15 protein-coding genes and 1 other RNA gene are annotated in these 16,981 nt (G+C 53.1%); 6 read left to right on the top strand and 10 right to left on the bottom strand.

All coding sequences use genetic code 11. The features are described 5' to 3' along the window. Positions 1-2: 2 nt before the first annotated feature. From BLW97_RS01455 to secA, 8 genes are read right to left on the bottom strand one after another with little or no spacing between them, the layout of a single operon-like run. Positions 3-1,208 carry an O-antigen ligase family protein gene (locus BLW97_RS01455; protein ID WP_237747378.1) on the bottom strand — a complete coding sequence of 402 codons (1,206 nt, stop codon included), beginning with the start codon at positions 1,206-1,208 and terminating at the stop codon, positions 3-5. Then, positions 1,205-2,305 (bottom strand): glycosyltransferase family 9 protein, encoded by a 1,101-nt coding sequence (locus tag BLW97_RS01450; protein WP_010641266.1) that lies wholly within the window; start codon positions 2,303-2,305, stop codon positions 1,205-1,207. The genes BLW97_RS01455 and BLW97_RS01450 overlap by 4 nt, the downstream gene beginning before the upstream one ends. A gap of 22 nt (positions 2,306-2,327) precedes the next feature. Next, on the bottom strand, positions 2,328-3,407 hold the full coding sequence (locus BLW97_RS01445) for a glycosyltransferase family 4 protein (protein WP_075322101.1): 1,080 nt from the start codon (positions 3,405-3,407) through the stop codon (positions 2,328-2,330). Next, entirely contained in the window at positions 3,404-4,120 is a 717-nt protein-coding gene (locus tag BLW97_RS01440; RefSeq protein WP_031569541.1) for a polysaccharide deacetylase family protein, read from the bottom strand. Before BLW97_RS01440 ends, BLW97_RS01445 begins: the two co-directional genes overlap by 4 nt. Then, on the bottom strand, positions 4,120-5,088 hold the full coding sequence (locus BLW97_RS01435) for a glycosyltransferase family 2 protein (RefSeq protein WP_010641260.1): 969 nt from the start codon (positions 5,086-5,088) through the stop codon (positions 4,120-4,122). Before BLW97_RS01435 ends, BLW97_RS01440 begins: the two co-directional genes overlap by 1 nt. Continuing rightward, positions 5,089-6,078, bottom strand: coding sequence for a Nudix family hydrolase (locus tag BLW97_RS01430; RefSeq protein ID WP_024893352.1), 990 nt, complete (start codon positions 6,076-6,078; stop codon positions 5,089-5,091). It lies immediately after the preceding gene. Further along, positions 6,078-7,304, bottom strand: coding sequence for a bifunctional glutamate N-acetyltransferase/amino-acid acetyltransferase ArgJ (argJ, locus tag BLW97_RS01425; RefSeq protein ID WP_075322100.1), 1,227 nt, complete (start codon positions 7,302-7,304; stop codon positions 6,078-6,080). The genes BLW97_RS01430 and argJ overlap by 1 nt, the downstream gene beginning before the upstream one ends. A gap of 9 nt (positions 7,305-7,313) precedes the next feature. Next, on the bottom strand, positions 7,314-10,070 hold the full coding sequence (gene secA / locus BLW97_RS01420) for a preprotein translocase subunit SecA (protein ID WP_075322099.1): 2,757 nt from the start codon (positions 10,068-10,070) through the stop codon (positions 7,314-7,316). A 50-nt stretch (positions 10,071-10,120) separates the two neighbouring features. Between secA and BLW97_RS01415 the strand changes: the two genes are divergently transcribed. After that, the gene (locus BLW97_RS01415) at positions 10,121-10,636 is read left to right on the top strand and encodes a DciA family protein (RefSeq protein ID WP_024893349.1); all 516 of its coding nucleotides are present in this window, start codon (positions 10,121-10,123) and stop codon (positions 10,634-10,636) included. Here BLW97_RS01415 and lpxC read toward each other — a convergent pair. Next, positions 10,576-11,490: a UDP-3-O-acyl-N-acetylglucosamine deacetylase gene (gene lpxC, locus BLW97_RS01410; protein ID WP_010641253.1), complete on the bottom strand. Its 915-nt coding sequence runs from the start codon at positions 11,488-11,490 to the stop codon at positions 10,576-10,578. The genes BLW97_RS01415 and lpxC overlap by 61 nt on opposite strands. A gap of 293 nt (positions 11,491-11,783) precedes the next feature. Between lpxC and BLW97_RS01405 the strand changes: the two genes are divergently transcribed. From BLW97_RS01405 to BLW97_RS01395, 3 genes are read left to right on the top strand one after another with little or no spacing between them, the layout of a single operon-like run. Further along, entirely contained in the window at positions 11,784-12,404 is a 621-nt protein-coding gene (locus BLW97_RS01405) for a glutathione S-transferase N-terminal domain-containing protein (RefSeq protein ID WP_024893348.1), read from the top strand. A gap of 1 nt (position 12,405) precedes the next feature. Next, positions 12,406-14,139: an AMP-dependent synthetase/ligase gene (locus BLW97_RS01400; protein WP_010641249.1), complete on the top strand. Its 1,734-nt coding sequence runs from the start codon at positions 12,406-12,408 to the stop codon at positions 14,137-14,139. A 4-nt stretch (positions 14,140-14,143) separates the two neighbouring features. Further along, complete coding sequence (locus tag BLW97_RS01395) at positions 14,144-15,484, top strand: tRNA nucleotidyltransferase/poly(A) polymerase-related protein (protein WP_075322098.1); 1,341 nt, start codon at positions 14,144-14,146, stop codon at positions 15,482-15,484. Here the strand turns inward: BLW97_RS01395 and BLW97_RS01390 are convergent. Continuing rightward, entirely contained in the window at positions 15,456-15,722 is a 267-nt protein-coding gene (locus BLW97_RS01390; protein WP_075322097.1) for a hypothetical protein, read from the bottom strand. The two genes, BLW97_RS01395 and BLW97_RS01390, sit on opposite strands and share 29 nt — an antisense overlap. Positions 15,723-15,859: 137 nt before the next feature. Between BLW97_RS01390 and rnpB the strand changes: the two genes are divergently transcribed. Both rnpB and mraZ read left to right on the top strand, forming a co-directional pair. After that, an RNA gene (gene rnpB / locus BLW97_RS01385) (RNase P RNA component class A) lies at positions 15,860-16,204 on the top strand. Between the two features lie 321 nt (positions 16,205-16,525). Beyond that, the gene (gene mraZ / locus BLW97_RS01380) at positions 16,526-16,981 is read left to right on the top strand and encodes a division/cell wall cluster transcriptional repressor MraZ (protein WP_024893345.1); all 456 of its coding nucleotides are present in this window, start codon (positions 16,526-16,528) and stop codon (positions 16,979-16,981) included.

The raw sequence follows: 16,981 nt of genomic DNA, 5'->3' as shown, positions 1-16,981 counted from the left end.
TATCAGCAGGCTTTCTTTGGGCTAGAAAGTCTTTGATGCAGGGGCAAACCCGCCATTAGGGCAATAGTAATAGAATCTGCGTAACCCCAGTTTAAACTATTGTACATGCCACCAACAATGTAAATAGCTATATACATCAGTGCAAACCAATTCTGAGGCATCAACCTGTCTTGCCAAGCTTCTTTAGCCAAGCTCCAAAGAAACCATAAAAAGGCCCCTATACCGATGATTCCCAAAACGGCAGCTTCGCTGATATAACTGTTTGCCGCTGTGTTCATAATGAACAAAGGCGTCTTCGGAAGCAAATGCGCATTCTGCATCGCGGTGATACCTGGCAAAAAATCACCCGTACCAACGCCAAACAGCGGGTGGGCAAAAAACATCCAGACGCCGCCTACCATAGCAATTATTCGCAATCCCCAACTAGAGTTCGTATCGGCAGCATGAATATTAAAATGAATCAATTGATGAACACCAAGTGAGAACATGGCATATACTGAAGGTATGAACAACATTCCCATTGCGCAGGCCAAAACCCCCAGAGAAAGCCAATATCGCCACCTTCCCTCATAAAGAATCCATATCGCTGCTGGAATCAATAAAATGAATAGCACTTGACCCGAACGGCCTTGCGCCAGAATCAACTGTGCGAAAAGTATAATAGCAATCAAAATGTTCAACCAGGGCTTAAAATTCCACGAAAACTTGAAATCCCAGAGCATCCACAAAAAAACATGGACAATAGCCAGAGAAATGAATATATGCCCACCAAAACCGGTGTAGGGTAGATTGTTCACATTGTGCCATGGCAAAACATGCCAAGTCATCAAAAAGGCTAAAACCGCATTAATCACCAATCCAGCTATAAACATTCTAATCAGAATTTTTATCCATTTTTCCTGCCAAGGTAAGGTAGCCCCCAAAAATGCAAAAACCCCGTAACCCGTAGCCTCAACCACTTTCATCCCAAAAAACATATTCGTTGACCAGGAAAGGCCTAATATGGTCCATCCAATCAATAATAACAAAGGAAACGACCACGATCTTTTGAAAATCTTCCGCCAATCTCGCCAATATCCGCTTAGTACATACACTAACAAAAGGAGTGCGGAAGATATACCAGCGCCAGCAGTACTTAAGGGAAAAAATAACAAAGGTAAAGCATACAATGAAAACATCAATCCGTCTGGAATTTTTATCCAATTCACGATGCTTTCCTCAATAAAATTTTGGTTAGCTCTGTAGAAATTTCATCCGCAATAGAGCAGCATGACTGATGCAACAAAAAAATCTCTGCTTTACTATGATAATGTTCAGGACTCGAGAAGTTGAACAACGCTAAGGTCGGAACGCCCAGGGCCACTGCCATATGATAAGGGCCAGAATCACTGGATACGAAAGCATCACATAGCTTGATAGCTCCAGTAAGGCTTGTCGATGATGTTCTACCGGCAATATCTATTATATGCGCATTATTACCCCATTTTACTTTATATTTATCTATAAATGATTTGTTTATAAAGCTTTCGTTGGGAGCACCTGTCAACAACAGGATATACGGGCTTTCTTTATAAGCTCTCCCGAAAGCCATTACTAATAAGTCCAGGTCAGGACGCTTCTGTTCGGCATCCGGTGTACCGCAACCAATATTTAGACCGATTATCGGCAAGTCTTTTGGCAAGATCTGCTGCATTTCATCACGAAATAATCGACCATCAGAGGTTTCCGTCAGGACTATGGATTGATTTTCTCGATGCAAACCGAGTGCTACCAGCGCTGCGAAGTCCCTTTCGGTATAGTCCATTGGCCAGTCAAGTTGCTCATTTTTAGCATATTGCTGCAGGCTCGGGCCCGACCTGTCATACAACAACCCACGCCCCATGACCTGATTAACACCGACTATGGCTGACTTGCAAAAGCGACGTAGCCATCTTGCCGCTATGGTAGTTTCCAAACCATGAGGCTCATGATCAATAATCAAATCAGGCTGAATCTGCTTTGCAATTTTTCTCAATTCCGGCAACAAACGCCTCCAGGTTCGAGGTCCCACCCCACGCATCCCCCAAAAATGCCCTTCCTGCATGGGCAGAAAATGTGCACTGGAAAGCAGGAAATGCTCACGAATCAAGGCCTCACTAGGATATCCAGGCCAGCGCGTTAAAAACAGCAAATGCAACTCGACATCGGGCCAACGGTTTTTGAGGACGGCCCAAGCCGCAGAGCTGCGGAGAATATCACCTATGCCCGCGCTGTGGGATTTGATCAGTAAAATACGCCGAGGATTGGCAGGAATAGCACGCGCCATGTTTAGCCCACAAAACCAGCAATCATTGCTGCAACTCCTGCAAAAATTTACAGGCAATGTTTTCTGAGGCAAATCCTGTTGCGTAAACAGGTCCTGCATCAGCAAAATTTTCTCGCAACGCCGGATCCGCCAACAAACTCAGCAGAGCATTTTCCCAGCGCACAACATCTCCAGCCGGCAACAACCATCCACCCTGGCCATCCACAAAACTTTCGGGAATACCCCCTATGTCCGCGCCCAGCACCGGTGTTCCACAGGCCTGCGCCTCCAGGCAAACCCGGCCGAAAGTATCGGGTTCTATGGACGGCAGGGCCAAAGCATCCATCACACTATACCAAGGCATTACCGGATTTTGCCAACCCAGCACATGGTGCCAGGGTTTATTGGCCAGTCGGGAGCGCAATGTTTCCTCGTGCGCCCCACCACCTAACCATAGGCCATGAACATGCGCATTTTGTGCGTGGGCGGCATCAATGGCATCGGCCAGCATAAAAACGCCTTTACCACGATGCCATGCACCCACAAAACCCAACAGAAAATCCGCATCAGTCAGCCCTAAATCGCGTCGCCGATTGTGACGGGCTTCAGCATCTCGATGGAATTCTGTTAGATGAATGGGATTCAGGAGTACTTCTACCCGCGCCGGAGGAATGCCCTGTTCAATCAGACGACGACGCAAGTATTCGGATATGGCGAAAAGTCGCAAGGGCCAGTGGGATAACAGCCAGCGGGTGCTGGGTCGGAGGCGTAAATCCATATGCCGGAACAAGGCCAGAGGACATCCACTCATCCGGCTGAGTATGGCCAGAGGCCAGTATTCCTTGCTGAAACTCCCGATCAGCCAATCGGGTTGCACATGACGGATAATTTTCCATAGCTTGCGCATGGCGGGCACATCGGCACTGTTACGAAATGCACCATAGTGCAGCTTGACCAAACTGCCAGACAAAGCCTCGCCAATATGTCCCCGGGGATGCACAAATACATGCATGTCCACGCCGACATCCGCCAAAGCCCGACACATGGTGATCATGTGGGTTTCTGTCCCTCCCCCCCCCGGATTTGTGCCTACCCAGAGCAAACGCCGCCCGGTGGTGCTCAATGCCGATCCTCATGCGCTGTCCAGATCTGCATGGGGAACACATGCGGGCCATGATGTCCGCCAACCATGACCCGGGGAAGGTCAAAAGGGTCCTCCTCCCCCGCTCGGGCGCGCCCCCGACGTACGGTCACGGCCGCCAAAAATCCGGCCTGTTTTGCCGCTTCCCGCTCGCGCTGTCCTGCCGCACCGTAGGGATAACAAAATTGCGTGACGGGAACAGCCAACAATTTTTCCAGATCCTGTCGGGAACCGGTCATTTCGTTCAGCAGATCCGCTTCCGTCAGATCCGGCAGACGGGGATGATGACGACTATGGGCGCCGACTTCCATCCCAGCTGCTTGCCATTGCCGCAACTCTGTTTCGGACATCAACGGCTTGTGTACGCCCAGAGCTTCCGCATCCCAGGCATTGTCCGCGCCCAGGGCCGCGCTAACCATGTAACAGGTCGCCGTAAATCCATAATGCTGCAAAACCGGCAAGGCATTTTCCAGATTATCCCGATAACCATCATCAAAGGTAATGGCGACGACTTTTCCTTTGGCTTCGCCACGAATATAAGGCAAGGCCGCAGACATGGACAAACCCTGATAACCAAGGCGATGCAGCAAGGCCATCTGGCGCCGGAATCGTTCTGGAGAAACGTAAAGACCGCGCAATTTCACCCCTTTGGGTGCGCGGTCAATATTGTGATACATCAAAATAGGAACAGGCATCAGGGTTCGGCACCCGGGTCAAGATGCACCGTATGGCGAATCACATAAGTCTTTTTATCCTGGGATTCATGATATATCCGCGACAACATCTCCCCGACAATACCCGTATTCAAAAACTGCAGTCCTCCCAGAAAAAACAGGACGCCCGCAATGAGCATGGGTCGACCGGAAATCTCTGCACCTTCGGCGAATTTATCAATAAACAAATAAATCAGCATGCCGGAACCTATAAACAGCGAAAACAGTCCGACGGTACCGAAAAAATGCATGGGTCGCTGGCTGTAACCCAGAAAAAACTTAACAAACAACAAGTCTACCAGCACCCGAAAAGTTCGGGAAATTCCGTACTTGCTCTTACCTGCCACGCGCGCATGGTGACGCACGGGCACTTCCACAATACGATCGGTGTAAGTCAGGGTCGATAACCAGGCCGGGATAAAGCGGTGCATTTCTCCATAAAGGCGCACCCCTTTGATCACCGAAGCCCGATAGGCTTTGAGCGTGCAGCCGTAATCATGCAAACGTACCCCCGTAAAGCGGCGAATGAGTCGATTGGCAATACGCGAAGGTATTTTGCGCAAAAACAGGCCATCTTGGCGATTTTTGCGCCAACCCGCTACCACATCCAGATTTTCAGCCAGCAAGCGCTCAGCCAAAGGGAGAATATCCTGAGGATCATTTTGCAGGTCCGCATCCAGGGTCACGATGACTTCCCCCTGGGCGGCATCAATTCCCGCCTGCATCGCCGCTGTCTGGCCAAAATTTCTTTGCAGATGAATCATCTTGAAATGGTTTCCGCGTGTTGCGGCTTCCCGGTCCAGGGCCGCCGCACTGCCATCACGACTACCATCATCGACAATGATGATTTCAGCATCTGCTCCCGCCAGCGCCGCACTCAGGGCATCACACAGCGGTGTGACGTTGTCGATTTCGTTGTACAGCGGGATCACGACGGAAATTCGGGGCACTCAGGGTCTCCAATAGCGCAGAAAATCACTGGTGGTAACAAAAGGATCAGGAGCGTCGAGAATTCCCGAGAGGATGGCAACCCCACTGGCCCCGGTAGCCATTGCTGCAGGAACCCTTTCCACACTCAGTCCGCCCAGGGCGATCAACGGAATAGCCGATGTTTCCACTAGTTCGGCAAATGCTTTTTCGCCCAATGGCAGCGTATCCGGATGGGAGCGAGTGGAAAACAATGGTGAAAGCAAGGCATAACGGGCCCCCGCCTGGGCCGCCTGGTGGATTTCCCCGGCATTGTGACAGGAAGCACCAAAGGGCTCCGAAGGGCGCAAGCCAGCTTCCAATTGGGATTGCGTCAAATGCCGACCGCTATGCGGCCAGTCCGGCAGAGGTTCAGCATGATTCAGCCAGACCTGCGCACCTGCGGCCAGGGATTCTGCACAAAGGGATTTCAACAACTTCGCGCTCTCTTCATCCACAGCGCTTTTGCAACGCAGAATCACCCATTGCAGGCCTGCTCTCAGCGCTTCCCGCCAGGCATGAGCGAATGCCTGGGGCTCCACACGGGCCGGATCTACAATCAGGCATAGTGGCGGGTGCGGCAAAGATTCTTCAAGTACGGCTGCCGTCATCCGCAGGTTGGCGGGCAGACACTCCAACGCCGGAATTTCCCAGGGGTACAACCAGCGAATTTGCTGCCCTTCCTTACCATGAGCCGCACCATCCCAGCGTCGCACCCGGTAAAAATGCAGACGCACCGTCCGCTCGGGATAGGTGTAATCCAGGGTCCGGAATGGCTCTGCATCCTGCACCCGGATGCCAATCTCTTCCCATAACTCCCGATGTAGGGCTTCCTCAGGCGTTTCACCCGGGTCCACTTTTCCACCGGGAAACTCCCAAAACCCCGGCCAGGGTTTGCCTTCAGGGCGCAAGGAAATAAGCAGACGACCATTTTCGTCCTCAAGAATACCTGTGGCTACAGGAACGACGGTCATCAGCTGCGATAATCGGCGTTAATACGCACATAGTCATAGGATAAATCACAGGTCCAGATTGTCGCGCTCGCCAACCCGCGACCCAAATCCACCCGCACCGGGATTTCTGCCTCAGCCATCACCGCCTGCCCGGCAGCCTCGGTGTAATCAGGGTCTCGGGCCCCATCCCGGACAATGCGCGTTTCTCCCAGACTGACCTGAACCTTATCCACTTCCAGATCATCCACCCCCGCTGAACCAATGGCGGCCAGCAAACGTCCCCAGTTGGGGTCTGAAGCAAAAAAGGCCGTCTTGATCAGAGGACTGTGCGCCATGCGATAGGCCACCTGCAGACATTCCTCCTCATTGCGCCCCCCTGCAATCTGGATAGGAATAAATTTGCTCGCTCCCTCGCCATCCCGAACAATGGCCTGGGCCAAAAATTGGGCCACCTCGGTAATTACAGAACAGAGCGGTGCATAGCGCGAATCTTCCACCCTGCTAATGGGCTCAGCGGCAATTTTGCCCGTCGCAATCAAAATACAGGCGTCATTGGTTGAAGTGTCTCCATCTACCGTAATCCGATTGAAGGACTGCGCCATGGCGTCCTGCAGACACTGCTGCAAGGCTTCTCCCTGCAGGGGGGCATCGGTAGCCATATAAGCCAGCATGGTCGCCATATCCGGACGAATCATGCCAGAACCCTTGGCCATGCCCGTTACCGTCACCTTTTGACCATCCAGATCAATCTGCCGCGAGCAGGCCTTGGGGATAGTATCGGTGGTCATGATGGCCGCAGCAGCTATTTCCCAATGATTTTCATCCAGGTGTATTTTTAAGGCGGGAAGCGCAGCAGAGATTTTTCCGGCCAGATCCACCGGCTCACCAATCACCCCGGTGGAAAATGGCAGCACCGACTCTGGAGGACAATCCAAGGCAACAGCAACAACCCGGCAGGCATCCTCTGCCGCCTGCAAGCCTGCAGCCCCCGTACCCGCATTGGCATTACCCGTATTGATGACCAGCGCCCGGATGGGGGTTCCCGAGGACAAATGCCGCTGGGCCACCACTACCGGAGCAGCCGAGAAGCGGTTCCTCGTAAACACTCCAGCTACCTGGGTGCCTTCATCCGCAGCAATCAGGGTAAGATCACGGCGTCCGACATAACGGATGCCCGCTTCGGTGACCGCCAGCCGCACACCGGCTACAGGCAGCAAATCGTGGGGAGGAAGAAGGCCAACAGCCATAGCAGCTCCTTATTGTAAGCGTCCGTGACAATGCTTGTATTTTTTGCCTGATCCACAGGGGCAGGGCTGATTCCGGCCAATTTTATCATCGGCAATCAGGGGCGACTGCGCAGAAGAATGAGTCGACGAATCAGTCAGCTGTTCTCCGAGGACGCCCCCGGCCAATGCGGTCAGGCCTGAATTTTCAGCCCCCGGCTCCGCCGCAAAATCAGGATGAGAAAACTGTAAGTGCTGGGGTGCGGCGGCACGCGCCAGGGCGTCCCAATCCATGGTTTCCGCTGCCGGACTGACATGCAGACGCGACAGGGTACTGATGACCTCTTCGCGCATGCGCGCCAACATACTGTTGAACATCGCCAGGGACTCTTTTTTATATTCCTGCTTGGGATTTTTCTGCGCATAACCGCGCAAATGAATACCTTCGCGAAGATGATCCATACTGGCCAGATGATCTTTCCACTGGCTGTCCAGCACCTGCAGCATAATGGATTTTTCAAAATGGCGCGCCATTTCGCTACCCATCAAGGCTTCTTTCTCGGCATAAGACGTTTGCACCAGCCCCATGACTTTGCTGCGCAGACCTTCGTAGTCCAAACGCTTGTCGAGTTCCAGCCACTGCTCAACGGGGGCTTCCAGCCCGAACACCCGCTGCAGGGCCGACTCCAGACCCGGAACATCCCATTCTTCTTCCATGACCCCGGCGGGGGTATGGTCTGCCAGCACCGCATCGAGCACATCTTCTCGCAACAACTGGATTTCTTCGCTGACATTATCCGCATCCATAAAGGCATTGCGCTGCTGATAAATGATTTTGCGTTGCTCGTTCGCCACATCATCATATTCCAGCAGTTGTTTGCGAATATCGAAGTTACGGCTTTCGACCTTGCGCTGCGCATTTTCAATGGATTTGGTGACCCAGGGATGTTCGATGGCTTCGCCCTCTTTCATCCCCAGTTTCTGCATCAGTCCACCCAAACGGTCACTGCCGAAAATCCGCATCAGCGGGTCTTCCAGACACAGATAAAAGCGGGTGGTGCCCGGATCGCCCTGCCGACCGGAACGACCCCGCAACTGATTATCCACACGCCGTGATTCATGACGTTCAGTACCAATAATGTGCAGACCACCCGCTTCGATTGCCCGGTCATGCAGACCTTGCCAACCATTTTTCAGAGATTCGGCGCGCTCGCTTTTACGTTCTTCATCCATATCCGGATCAGCCAGCACCATATCTACCTGATGACCAACGTTCCCTCCCAACACAATATCCGTACCACGACCGGCCATATTGGTGGCAATGGTTACCGCTCCGGGCGTACCCGCCTGGGCGATAATTTCTGCCTCCCGCTGGTGTTGCTTGGCATTCAACACTTCATGGGGGATTTTTGCCTGCTTGAGCAAATGCGAGAGAAACTCGTTGTGCTCAATGGAGGTTGTACCCACCAATACCGGTTGTCCACGCTGATGACAATCACGAATATCCTCAACAATCGCCGTCCATTTTTCCTGAGCAGTGCGATAAATAAGATCCGCCATATCCAGACGCCGAACCGGCTTGTGGGTCGGGATAACCACCACTTCCAGATTGTAAATCTGATTCAGTTCAAACGCTTCGGTATCTGCCGTACCAGTCATTCCGGAAAGCTTGTCGTACATCCGGAAATAATTCTGGAAGGTAATGGAAGCCAGCGTCTGATTTTCATTCTGGACCTCGACCCCTTCCTTGGCCTCCACCGCCTGATGCAATCCGTCGGACCAACGCCGCCCGGTCATCATACGACCGGTAAATTCATCCACAATACAAACTTCACCATCACGGACAATGTAGTCGGTTTCGCGATGATAAATGACATGCGCCCGCAGCGCCTGATTCAGATGATGCACCAGGGTGACATTAGCCAGATCGTAAAGATTATCTTCAGTCAGCAGGCCATGTTCAGCCATTAGCCTTTCGGCCTTTTCAATACCTTCCTCGGTGAGCATCACCTGCTTGGCTTTTTCGTCAACCGTGTAATCTTCCTCGACGACAAATTGCCCTACCAGCTTGTCTACCCGGAAATATAAATCCGTATTTTCTTCGGTAGGGCCACTGATAATCAGGGGAGTCCGCGCTTCATCAATGAGGATGGAGTCCACTTCGTCAATAATCGCATAATGCAAGCCACGCTGGACCCGGTCAGCAGGCGAGAATGCCATATTGTCGCGCAAATAATCGAAGCCGAATTCGTTATTGGTACCATAGGTAATATCGGCTGCATAAGCTGCACGCCGGTCTTCCGTAGCCAGATCGGAAATGATGGTGCCCACACTAAGGCCCAGAAAATTATGTATTTTGGCAACCCACTGGGCATCGCGGCTGGCCAGATAATCATTGACGGTAATTACGTGCACGCCCTTGCCCGACAAGGCGTTCAGATAGGCGGGCAGCGTAGCGACCAGTGTCTTGCCTTCACCGGTCCGCATTTCTGCGATTTTGCCTTCATGCAGCATATATCCGCCAATCAGCTGCACGTCATAGTGGCGCATACCTATCACTCGCCGGGTAGCTTCGCGAACTACAGCAAAGGCTTCGGGCAGTAAGGCATCGAGGCTTTCACCCCGGGCGATGCGCTCTTTGAAAAGCGCTGTCTGCCCGGCCAGACTGGTATCGTCCATGGCCTGGTATTGCTCTTCCAGCGCATTGATTCTGGCCACTACAGCACGGGCTTTCTTGATCAGGCGCTCGTTGCGACTACCAACCACATGACGGATGATGGTTCCAAACATGAATAGACAAACCTAGGTAAAAAATATTTTGCAGGTTAGCATGAAAGCCCATGAATGATAAACGACAGCGACCACAACGCCCATTTACCCTGCGCCACTCAGGTAATGTCGGCAGCATCGTACAGTATGCCCGCCTGCTGCGGGAACGTCAGCCTGCCTGGAATGCCATGCTCGACCTGGAAGTCCAGGACCACACCTGGCTGGTGGCCTGGTCGGGTAACACTTTACAAGTGCTTTGCCAAAGTCCGGTTTGGCACGCGTGGTTACGGCGTAATGAAAAAAAAGTGATTAAACGCTGGAACAAGGAATTCCCCGAAGATCCGGTGCAACAGATCCAGTCCAGCATCAGGCACTGGCATGCCCAACTACCCGCCCAGCCCAGAGTACAGAAAAAACCTAAAATCTACGCGGATCAGGCTGCCCAAACCCTCAAACAAAGCAGCAAGCAGATGGCGCCAGACATCGCCCGAGCCATGCTGCGCCTGGCAGAGACCCTGGAAAAAGCTCAGGCGGGAGAAGCCACCAAGCTTTCTGCAAAGGAAAAGGGGGCAGAGCTTTCGGAATAATCCGCAAACTCCCAGGCATCCTGACGCTGCAACAATGCTCGCAGCAGACTGTTATTGAGGGCGTGCCCTGCCTTATGCCCGGAAAAATGTCCCACCAGAGGATGCCCCAGCAGATACAAATCACCAATGGAATCAAGAACCTTATGACGGACAAATTCATTGGTGTAACGCAAGCCCTCTTCATTGAGGATGCGATAATCATCGACCACAATGGCGTTATCCAGATTACCACCCAGAGCCAGGCCCATTTTTCGGAGAGTTTCCACTTCCCGCATAAAACCAAAAGTCCGGGCGCGCGCCACTTCTTTCAGGTAAGAGGTGCGTGAAAAATCCACAGTCACGTCCTGGCCACCGTTTTTGACGACAGGATGGTCAAAATCAATGGTGAAACTCACCTTGAATCCATCAAAAGGTTCCAGACGCACCCAACGATCTCCGTCTTCGGCAAGCAGTGGCTTGGTGATACGGATGAAACGCTTGGGTGCATTCTGCTCTTCAATGCCCGCGCATTGAATCAAAAAAACAAAAGGCGCCGCGCTACCATCCATAATCGGCACTTCCGGACCATCCAGGTCTATATAGGCATTATCAATACCCAAGCCCGCCAGAGCGGACATCAGATGTTCAATGGTGCCCACACGAATCTGGCCGTCGCCAATATTGGTGGAAAGACGGGTATCCACCACATGGAGGGGATCAGCCTTGATCCAGGCGCCCCCTTCGATGTCACTCCGGTGAAAAACAATGCCGGTGTTAATCGGGGCAGGACGAAGACCCAGATAAACCTTGCGGCCGCTGTGCAGGCCGATTCCGGTGCCCCAAATCATATTTTTAAGTGTGCGCTGACGGATCATGATTTTAATTCCTATGCGATCCTCAGGACCGCCCTCCCATACAGTTGTGGTTTAGGTTACAACTTTTGTTGTCTCTATACAACTAACCGACTGGTCAGGCAGTTTACAGCGACCCACAGTCCTCGACAAGGCCTATTGACATTCATTAACAAATAATATTTTCCCATCAGACACTCTATCCTCATGGAAATACCCCAACAATGCGGTACTCATGTATAATCAACGAGCCGATGAAATCCCCTACGGGTTTCATGCTGAAGATATACTCTACTTGCGATCAAGGAAGTTCAAATATGGCCACGCCCAGCAGCAAAAAAACTCTGATGACATTGTATTCCAGCGACGATTGCGTGTTTGCCCACCGCGTGCGTTTTGTTCTGGAAGAAAAGGCAATGGAATACCAGATCATTGAAGTTGACCTCGCCCACAAGCCTGAAGAACTCGCTGAACTCAATTCTTATAATCAGGTTCCCACCCTCCTGGACCGGGACCTCGCCATCCATGAATCGGTGTTGATTATGGAGTATCTGGACGAGCGTTTTCCTCACCCTCCCCTTATTCCTGTTGATCCCATTTCCCGGGCAAAAGTTCGTCTGGGGCTGCTGCGCTTTGACCAGGACTGGTTCGCGCCGCTTTTCCAGCCCGGCTTCAGTCCGGAACAAATCAAGACAGCCAAAGAACAAATCCGCAGTACCATGGCGGGACTCAGCACCATTTTTACGCAACAGCGTTTTCTTTTTGGCGATGATCTGTCCATTCTTGATTGTGCCATTGCCCCCCTGCTCTGGCGCCTTCCCATACTCGACATCAGCCTGCCAGCAGCGGCCAAGGCTACCCAGGAATATATGGACCGCCTGTTTCAAATGGAAAGTTTCAAACGCAGCCTGACCCCTGCCGAGAAGGCCATGCGCTGAAATGGTGGCAGACCTTGAACGTTTTCGGAGTCTGCCCGAAGGGCTGTTCGCCCGTTGCACACTGGATCCAGATGGCTGTATTGCCCTGGAGCGCCAGCCCCAGGGCTTCCAGAAAGTCAGTGCCGCCCATTTTCAGGCCCGGGTACAGGCGCGTGCCGAAGGTTTGCTGCGCTTAGGTGTCAAAAGGGGAGAAAGAGTCATATTGATGGCCCCCAACTCCATGGACTGGGCCATTATGGATTTCGCCATTCTCAGCATTGGCGCCATCACGGTTCCTCTTTATCCCAGTTTTAGTCCCCGGGAAATTCACTACGTTCTGGGGGATAGTGGTGCCGGACTGGTATTGCTGGAGGGCAGTAATGAGTGGGAAAAAATGGGTGGCGAGGGTTGGGGGGTCCCGCATGAACGCATCTTACTCAGAAATCCTGACGCAGCCCGAAGCGCCAGCCTGAAAAACTGGGCACAACTCGAACAGGAAAATACCGCGCTGCACAAACAGGAGCTGACAGAACGCCTGGGTAGCTTGCAGCGTGAGCAGATTGCCAGCATTGTTTATACCTCCGGAACCACCGGATGGCCCAAAGGCGTCATGCTCAGTCATGGCAATATTCTCAGCAATATTGCCGGTTTTTTGCCTTTAGTCCCCTTGCGGCGCGGCCAGCGACTACTGTCCATCCTGCCGCTGTCACACGTGTTCGAGCGGGGGACCGGGCATTTTGGCGCTTACCTGCTCGGACTGGAAGTGGCTTATGCTGAACGCCCCGACACCGTCCTGCGCGATATGGAAGCGGCTCATCCTGATATCGTCATTGCTGTTCCCAGAGTCTTTCAGTTGCTTTACAGCAGGGTCCGGCGTGGTATTGAAGAACGCCATGGCCTGCTCGGTCGTTTCATGCAGCGCGGCGCCGGGTTATGTGACAGTGATCGCTCTGCCCCTCCATGGCAACGGTATGTCGCGCGCCGCCTTTTAGTCTCCGGGCTACGCAAAAAACTGGGAGGACGTCTGCGCTTTTTCGTTTCCGGAGGCGCTCCGCTGGATACAGATATCACCCGTTTTTTTCTGGACATCGGCCTGCCTGTGGTGGAGGGATATGGCATGACCGAAACCAGCCCGGTCATCGCCGCCAATCCTCTGGATGATATCCGACCAGGAACCGTCGGCCGCTTCCTGCCTAATTTGCAAGGTCGTATTGCCGCCGATGGCGAAATCCTGGTGCGCGGGCCATCTATCATGACCGGCTACTGGAATAATGACGGTGCCACCCGGGAAACCATCGTGGATGGCTGGCTACACACCGGCGATGTCGGCAGCCTTGATGAAAATGGATACCTGACTATTTATGATCGCAAAAAAGATCTGATCGTCAATTCGGCGGGCGAAAACATTCCCCCGCAAAAAATTGAAATGCGCCTGATGGCCCAGGCGCTTATCAGTCAGGCCGTCGTTTTTGGAGACCGCCTTCCCTACCTGAGCGCCCTGATTTTCCCCAACCCGGAACAGGTGCAGGCGCGTTTTGGCGCGAAGCCGGACACCAGTGTCCTGCGCAAGGCCCTTCAGGAAAGCATTCATACCGCCCTGCAGGATCTGCCTTCCTATGAACAGGTACGGCGTTTTGCCGTTTTGCCGGAAGCGCTGAGTGAAGCTCATGGTGAAGTAACACCCACCCTGAAAATCAAACGTCGGGTTGTGGCCGAACGCTATGCCGAATTATTAACCGAGATGCGCAAAAACTAGGTTTATGGAAATATTCATCCCGCCAAAACTGACGCCAATAATCAACGCGTTGGAACGTGCGGGGGCAAGGACGCTGCTGGTCGGCGGTGCGGTTCGCGACAGTCTGTTAGGCCTGCCCATCCATGACTGGGACATGGAAATCCATGCGCTGAATGAAACGCGACTGGAAGAATGCCTGGCGCCTTTTGCTGCACATCGGGTGGGTGGTCGCTGTGCAGTCTGGGTCGCTGGCGGTGCGGAATTTACCCTGCCCCAAACACGCGGCGAGACAGACCCGCACCTGCCCTGGTCCATTGCTGTCCAGCGTCGTGATTTTACGGTCAATGCCCTGGCCTGGGACTGCTGCTCCGGACAAATACTGGATGCTGTGGGTGGGCTGCGCGATCTGCAGAAAAAACGACTGCGCATCGTGAATCCCGGCACCTTTGCTGATGACCCTCTCAGAGCATTCCGGGCTGCGCGTTTGGTCGGGCAACTGGATTTTCATCTCGAAGCAAGCAGCATCGCACTTTGCCAAAAACTGGCGGAGCAACTGTCGGAAATCCCTACTGAACGGCTGCGCAAGGAATGGGAGGCGCTCCTGCTGCGTGGCTGCAACCTGCGGGCAGCCTGGGATGCACTGGCACTCACCGGTAGCATTCGCGCATTCCCTGCCCTCCAAGCACTGCAGGCCGTACCCCAGCGTCCAGATGCGCATCCTGAAGGTGATGTCTGGATACATACGGGAAAAGTGCTTGCCGAAGCCGCCAACCTGCGCCAAGGCCAGCCCGCACGCGACCTCATCCTGATGCTGGCAGCGCTCTTGCATGATCTGGGTAAAGCCGACAGCACCCGGCGCGATCCACAAAATCGCTGGCGGGCCATAGGGCATGAGCATTCCCTTGCCCGGGCACGCGACTTCCTGAATCGTTATTTTCCCGGACAACATCTACAACGGCAGATTTTACCATTACTCCGTTGGCACGGTGCTCCCCACGCCCTGTTTCGGGATCGAGCCAAGCAACAGGCCTATGCGCGTCTGGCTCTACGCGTTCCTGACCGCAGCCTGCTCCTGGATATTGCCCAAGCCGATGCACGGGGTGCCGGTTATAGCGATACGGCATCCATCGTGCGAGCCCGCGAAATCTGGCAGAAACTGGGGCTCTGGGAGACACTTCCTGAAGCGCTGATCCGTGGCGACGATCTCATGGACCTTGGCGTTCTTCCGGGACCAGAACTCGGCAAGGCCCTGCGCAGCGCCTACCAGAGACAGGTTTTGGGCAACCATCAAAACAAGGAAACCCTGCTCAGGGCATTACATGGCCTGATCCCCGCCATCAATCTCCCAAACGACCCCGCTTGTTAACCGCCGTAGCATTGCCCCATTGGCTCATGTCCTGTACCTGCACACCAACCCACCAATAAGGGGCCACACTGTCCTGACCGTGCCCGCCTACCAGCGCCTGCCCGGGCGCCAAATGCACATGTTCGAGCAGTTTTCTGGCGTCCTCCCGACTGCGGAAAATGGACCAGGCCACCACTCTTTCCATCGGCGTAGTTGAGGGAACATCGCGTGCTTCATCCAGAAAATTGTCAGTAATCATAATATTCACTCCTTCAGCAAACAGTACCGGTTACCTGGATACCCGATACACCACCCATTCATGTGAACAAAGTATAGTTCGCAAAATGGATGGTTTTTCTTCTGACAGTCCTGTTGAAAACGCGTATGATCCGCCTCGGAGTGGGCCAGACGACCGCCGCAGATTTATCTGGGGAGGAAAGTCCGGGCTCCATAGGGCAAGGCGCCGGTTAACGGCCGGGGGGCGTGAGCCTACGGAAAGTGCCACAGAAAATATACCGCCAAGCGCGCAAGCGCCGGTAAGGGTGAAAAGGTGCGGTAAGAGCGCACCGCATTTCCGGTAACGGAAATGGCAGGGAAAACCCCGCCTGGAGCAAGATCAAATAGGCATGCGATACCGTGGTCCGCGGTGCATGCGGGTAGATTGCTGGAGCCTGTGCGTAAGTGCAGGCCTAGAGGAATGGTCGTCCACGACAGAACCCGGCTTATCGGCCCACTCCAATTTTTATTCCTTGCGTCATCTGCTTCCGGCAGAAATACCGACACAACGACCCAACTGAATGAAATAAATAGATAATTTATTTACATCATGGCACATACAGCTGCTCTGCTGATTTTCTGTCAAACACGTTCAAAATCACTTTGTACTGCATAATCCAATGATTACAAGAACCCTTTAAAGTGTTTTATAGAGCTTTATCAACATGCTCTAACATGCCGTAATTATTCAATATTTCTTCTTGACAGCCAGATGTGCGCCCTCTATTCTTCAGCTTGTGGGGAAAAGTGGGTCAAAGTGGAAGGTTTTGGAGAGTAAAACGCAAAATGTTTAGGGGAACGCACCGGCACAATCTCGACAGCAAGGGACGCATGAACGTCCCGGCCCGCTTCCGCGACTGGCTGAATGCCCATTGCGACGGTCAGATTGTCGTCACCATTGATGTGCAAAGCCGCCCGGGGGAACATTGCCTGGTGGCCTACCCCCTTCCCACCTGGGAAAAAGTGGAAGCCCGAGTAGCCGAACTCCCCAGCAACAATCCCGCCGCCCGCCAGTTTCAGCGGATGTTTGTCGGCCAATCAGAAGAAATGCGTCTCGACAGTCAGGCACGCATCCTACTTTCACCCAATCTGCGCCGCTTCGCAGAAATCGACAAGGAACTGGTCGTCGTCGGTCAAATCAACAAATTCGAAATCTGGGATGCCCAATGCTGGGATCGTTACCAGGAAAACAGCCTGAACAATAACGATGGATTTGCCAGCCTGGGAGATCTCATCCTGTGA

Source organism: Acidithiobacillus albertensis (assembly GCF_001931655.1).
GTDB lineage: Bacteria > Pseudomonadota > Gammaproteobacteria > Acidithiobacillales > Acidithiobacillaceae > Acidithiobacillus > Acidithiobacillus thiooxidans.
This window is presented reverse-complemented; position numbering and strand designations above follow the sequence as displayed.

Bases quoted from the DNA above. Each gene is read 5' to 3' on its own strand.
- BLW97_RS01450 (WP_010641266.1), bottom strand. From the start codon at position 2,305: ATGGCGCGTGCTATTCCTGCCAATCCTCGGCGTATTTTACTGATCAAA.
- lpxC (WP_010641253.1), bottom strand. From the start codon at position 11,490: ATGATCCGTCAGCGCACACTTAAAAATATGATTTGGGGCACCGGAATC.
- secA (WP_075322099.1), bottom strand. From the start codon at position 10,070: ATGTTTGGAACCATCATCCGTCATGTGGTTGGTAGTCGCAACGAGCGC.
- BLW97_RS01405 (WP_024893348.1), top strand. From the start codon at position 11,784: ATGGCCACGCCCAGCAGCAAAAAAACTCTGATGACATTGTATTCCAGC.
- BLW97_RS01395 (WP_075322098.1), top strand. From the start codon at position 14,144: ATGGAAATATTCATCCCGCCAAAACTGACGCCAATAATCAACGCGTTG.
- mraZ (WP_024893345.1), top strand. From the start codon at position 16,526: ATGTTTAGGGGAACGCACCGGCACAATCTCGACAGCAAGGGACGCATG.
- BLW97_RS01415 (WP_024893349.1), top strand. From the start codon at position 10,121: ATGAATGATAAACGACAGCGACCACAACGCCCATTTACCCTGCGCCAC.
- BLW97_RS01430 (WP_024893352.1), bottom strand. From the start codon at position 6,078: ATGACCGTCGTTCCTGTAGCCACAGGTATTCTTGAGGACGAAAATGGT.
- argJ (WP_075322100.1), bottom strand. From the start codon at position 7,304: ATGGCTGTTGGCCTTCTTCCTCCCCACGATTTGCTGCCTGTAGCCGGT.
- BLW97_RS01390 (WP_075322097.1), bottom strand. From the start codon at position 15,722: ATGATTACTGACAATTTTCTGGATGAAGCACGCGATGTTCCCTCAACT.
- BLW97_RS01440 (WP_031569541.1), bottom strand. From the start codon at position 4,120: ATGCCTGTTCCTATTTTGATGTATCACAATATTGACCGCGCACCCAAA.
- BLW97_RS01400 (WP_010641249.1), top strand. From the start codon at position 12,406: ATGGTGGCAGACCTTGAACGTTTTCGGAGTCTGCCCGAAGGGCTGTTC.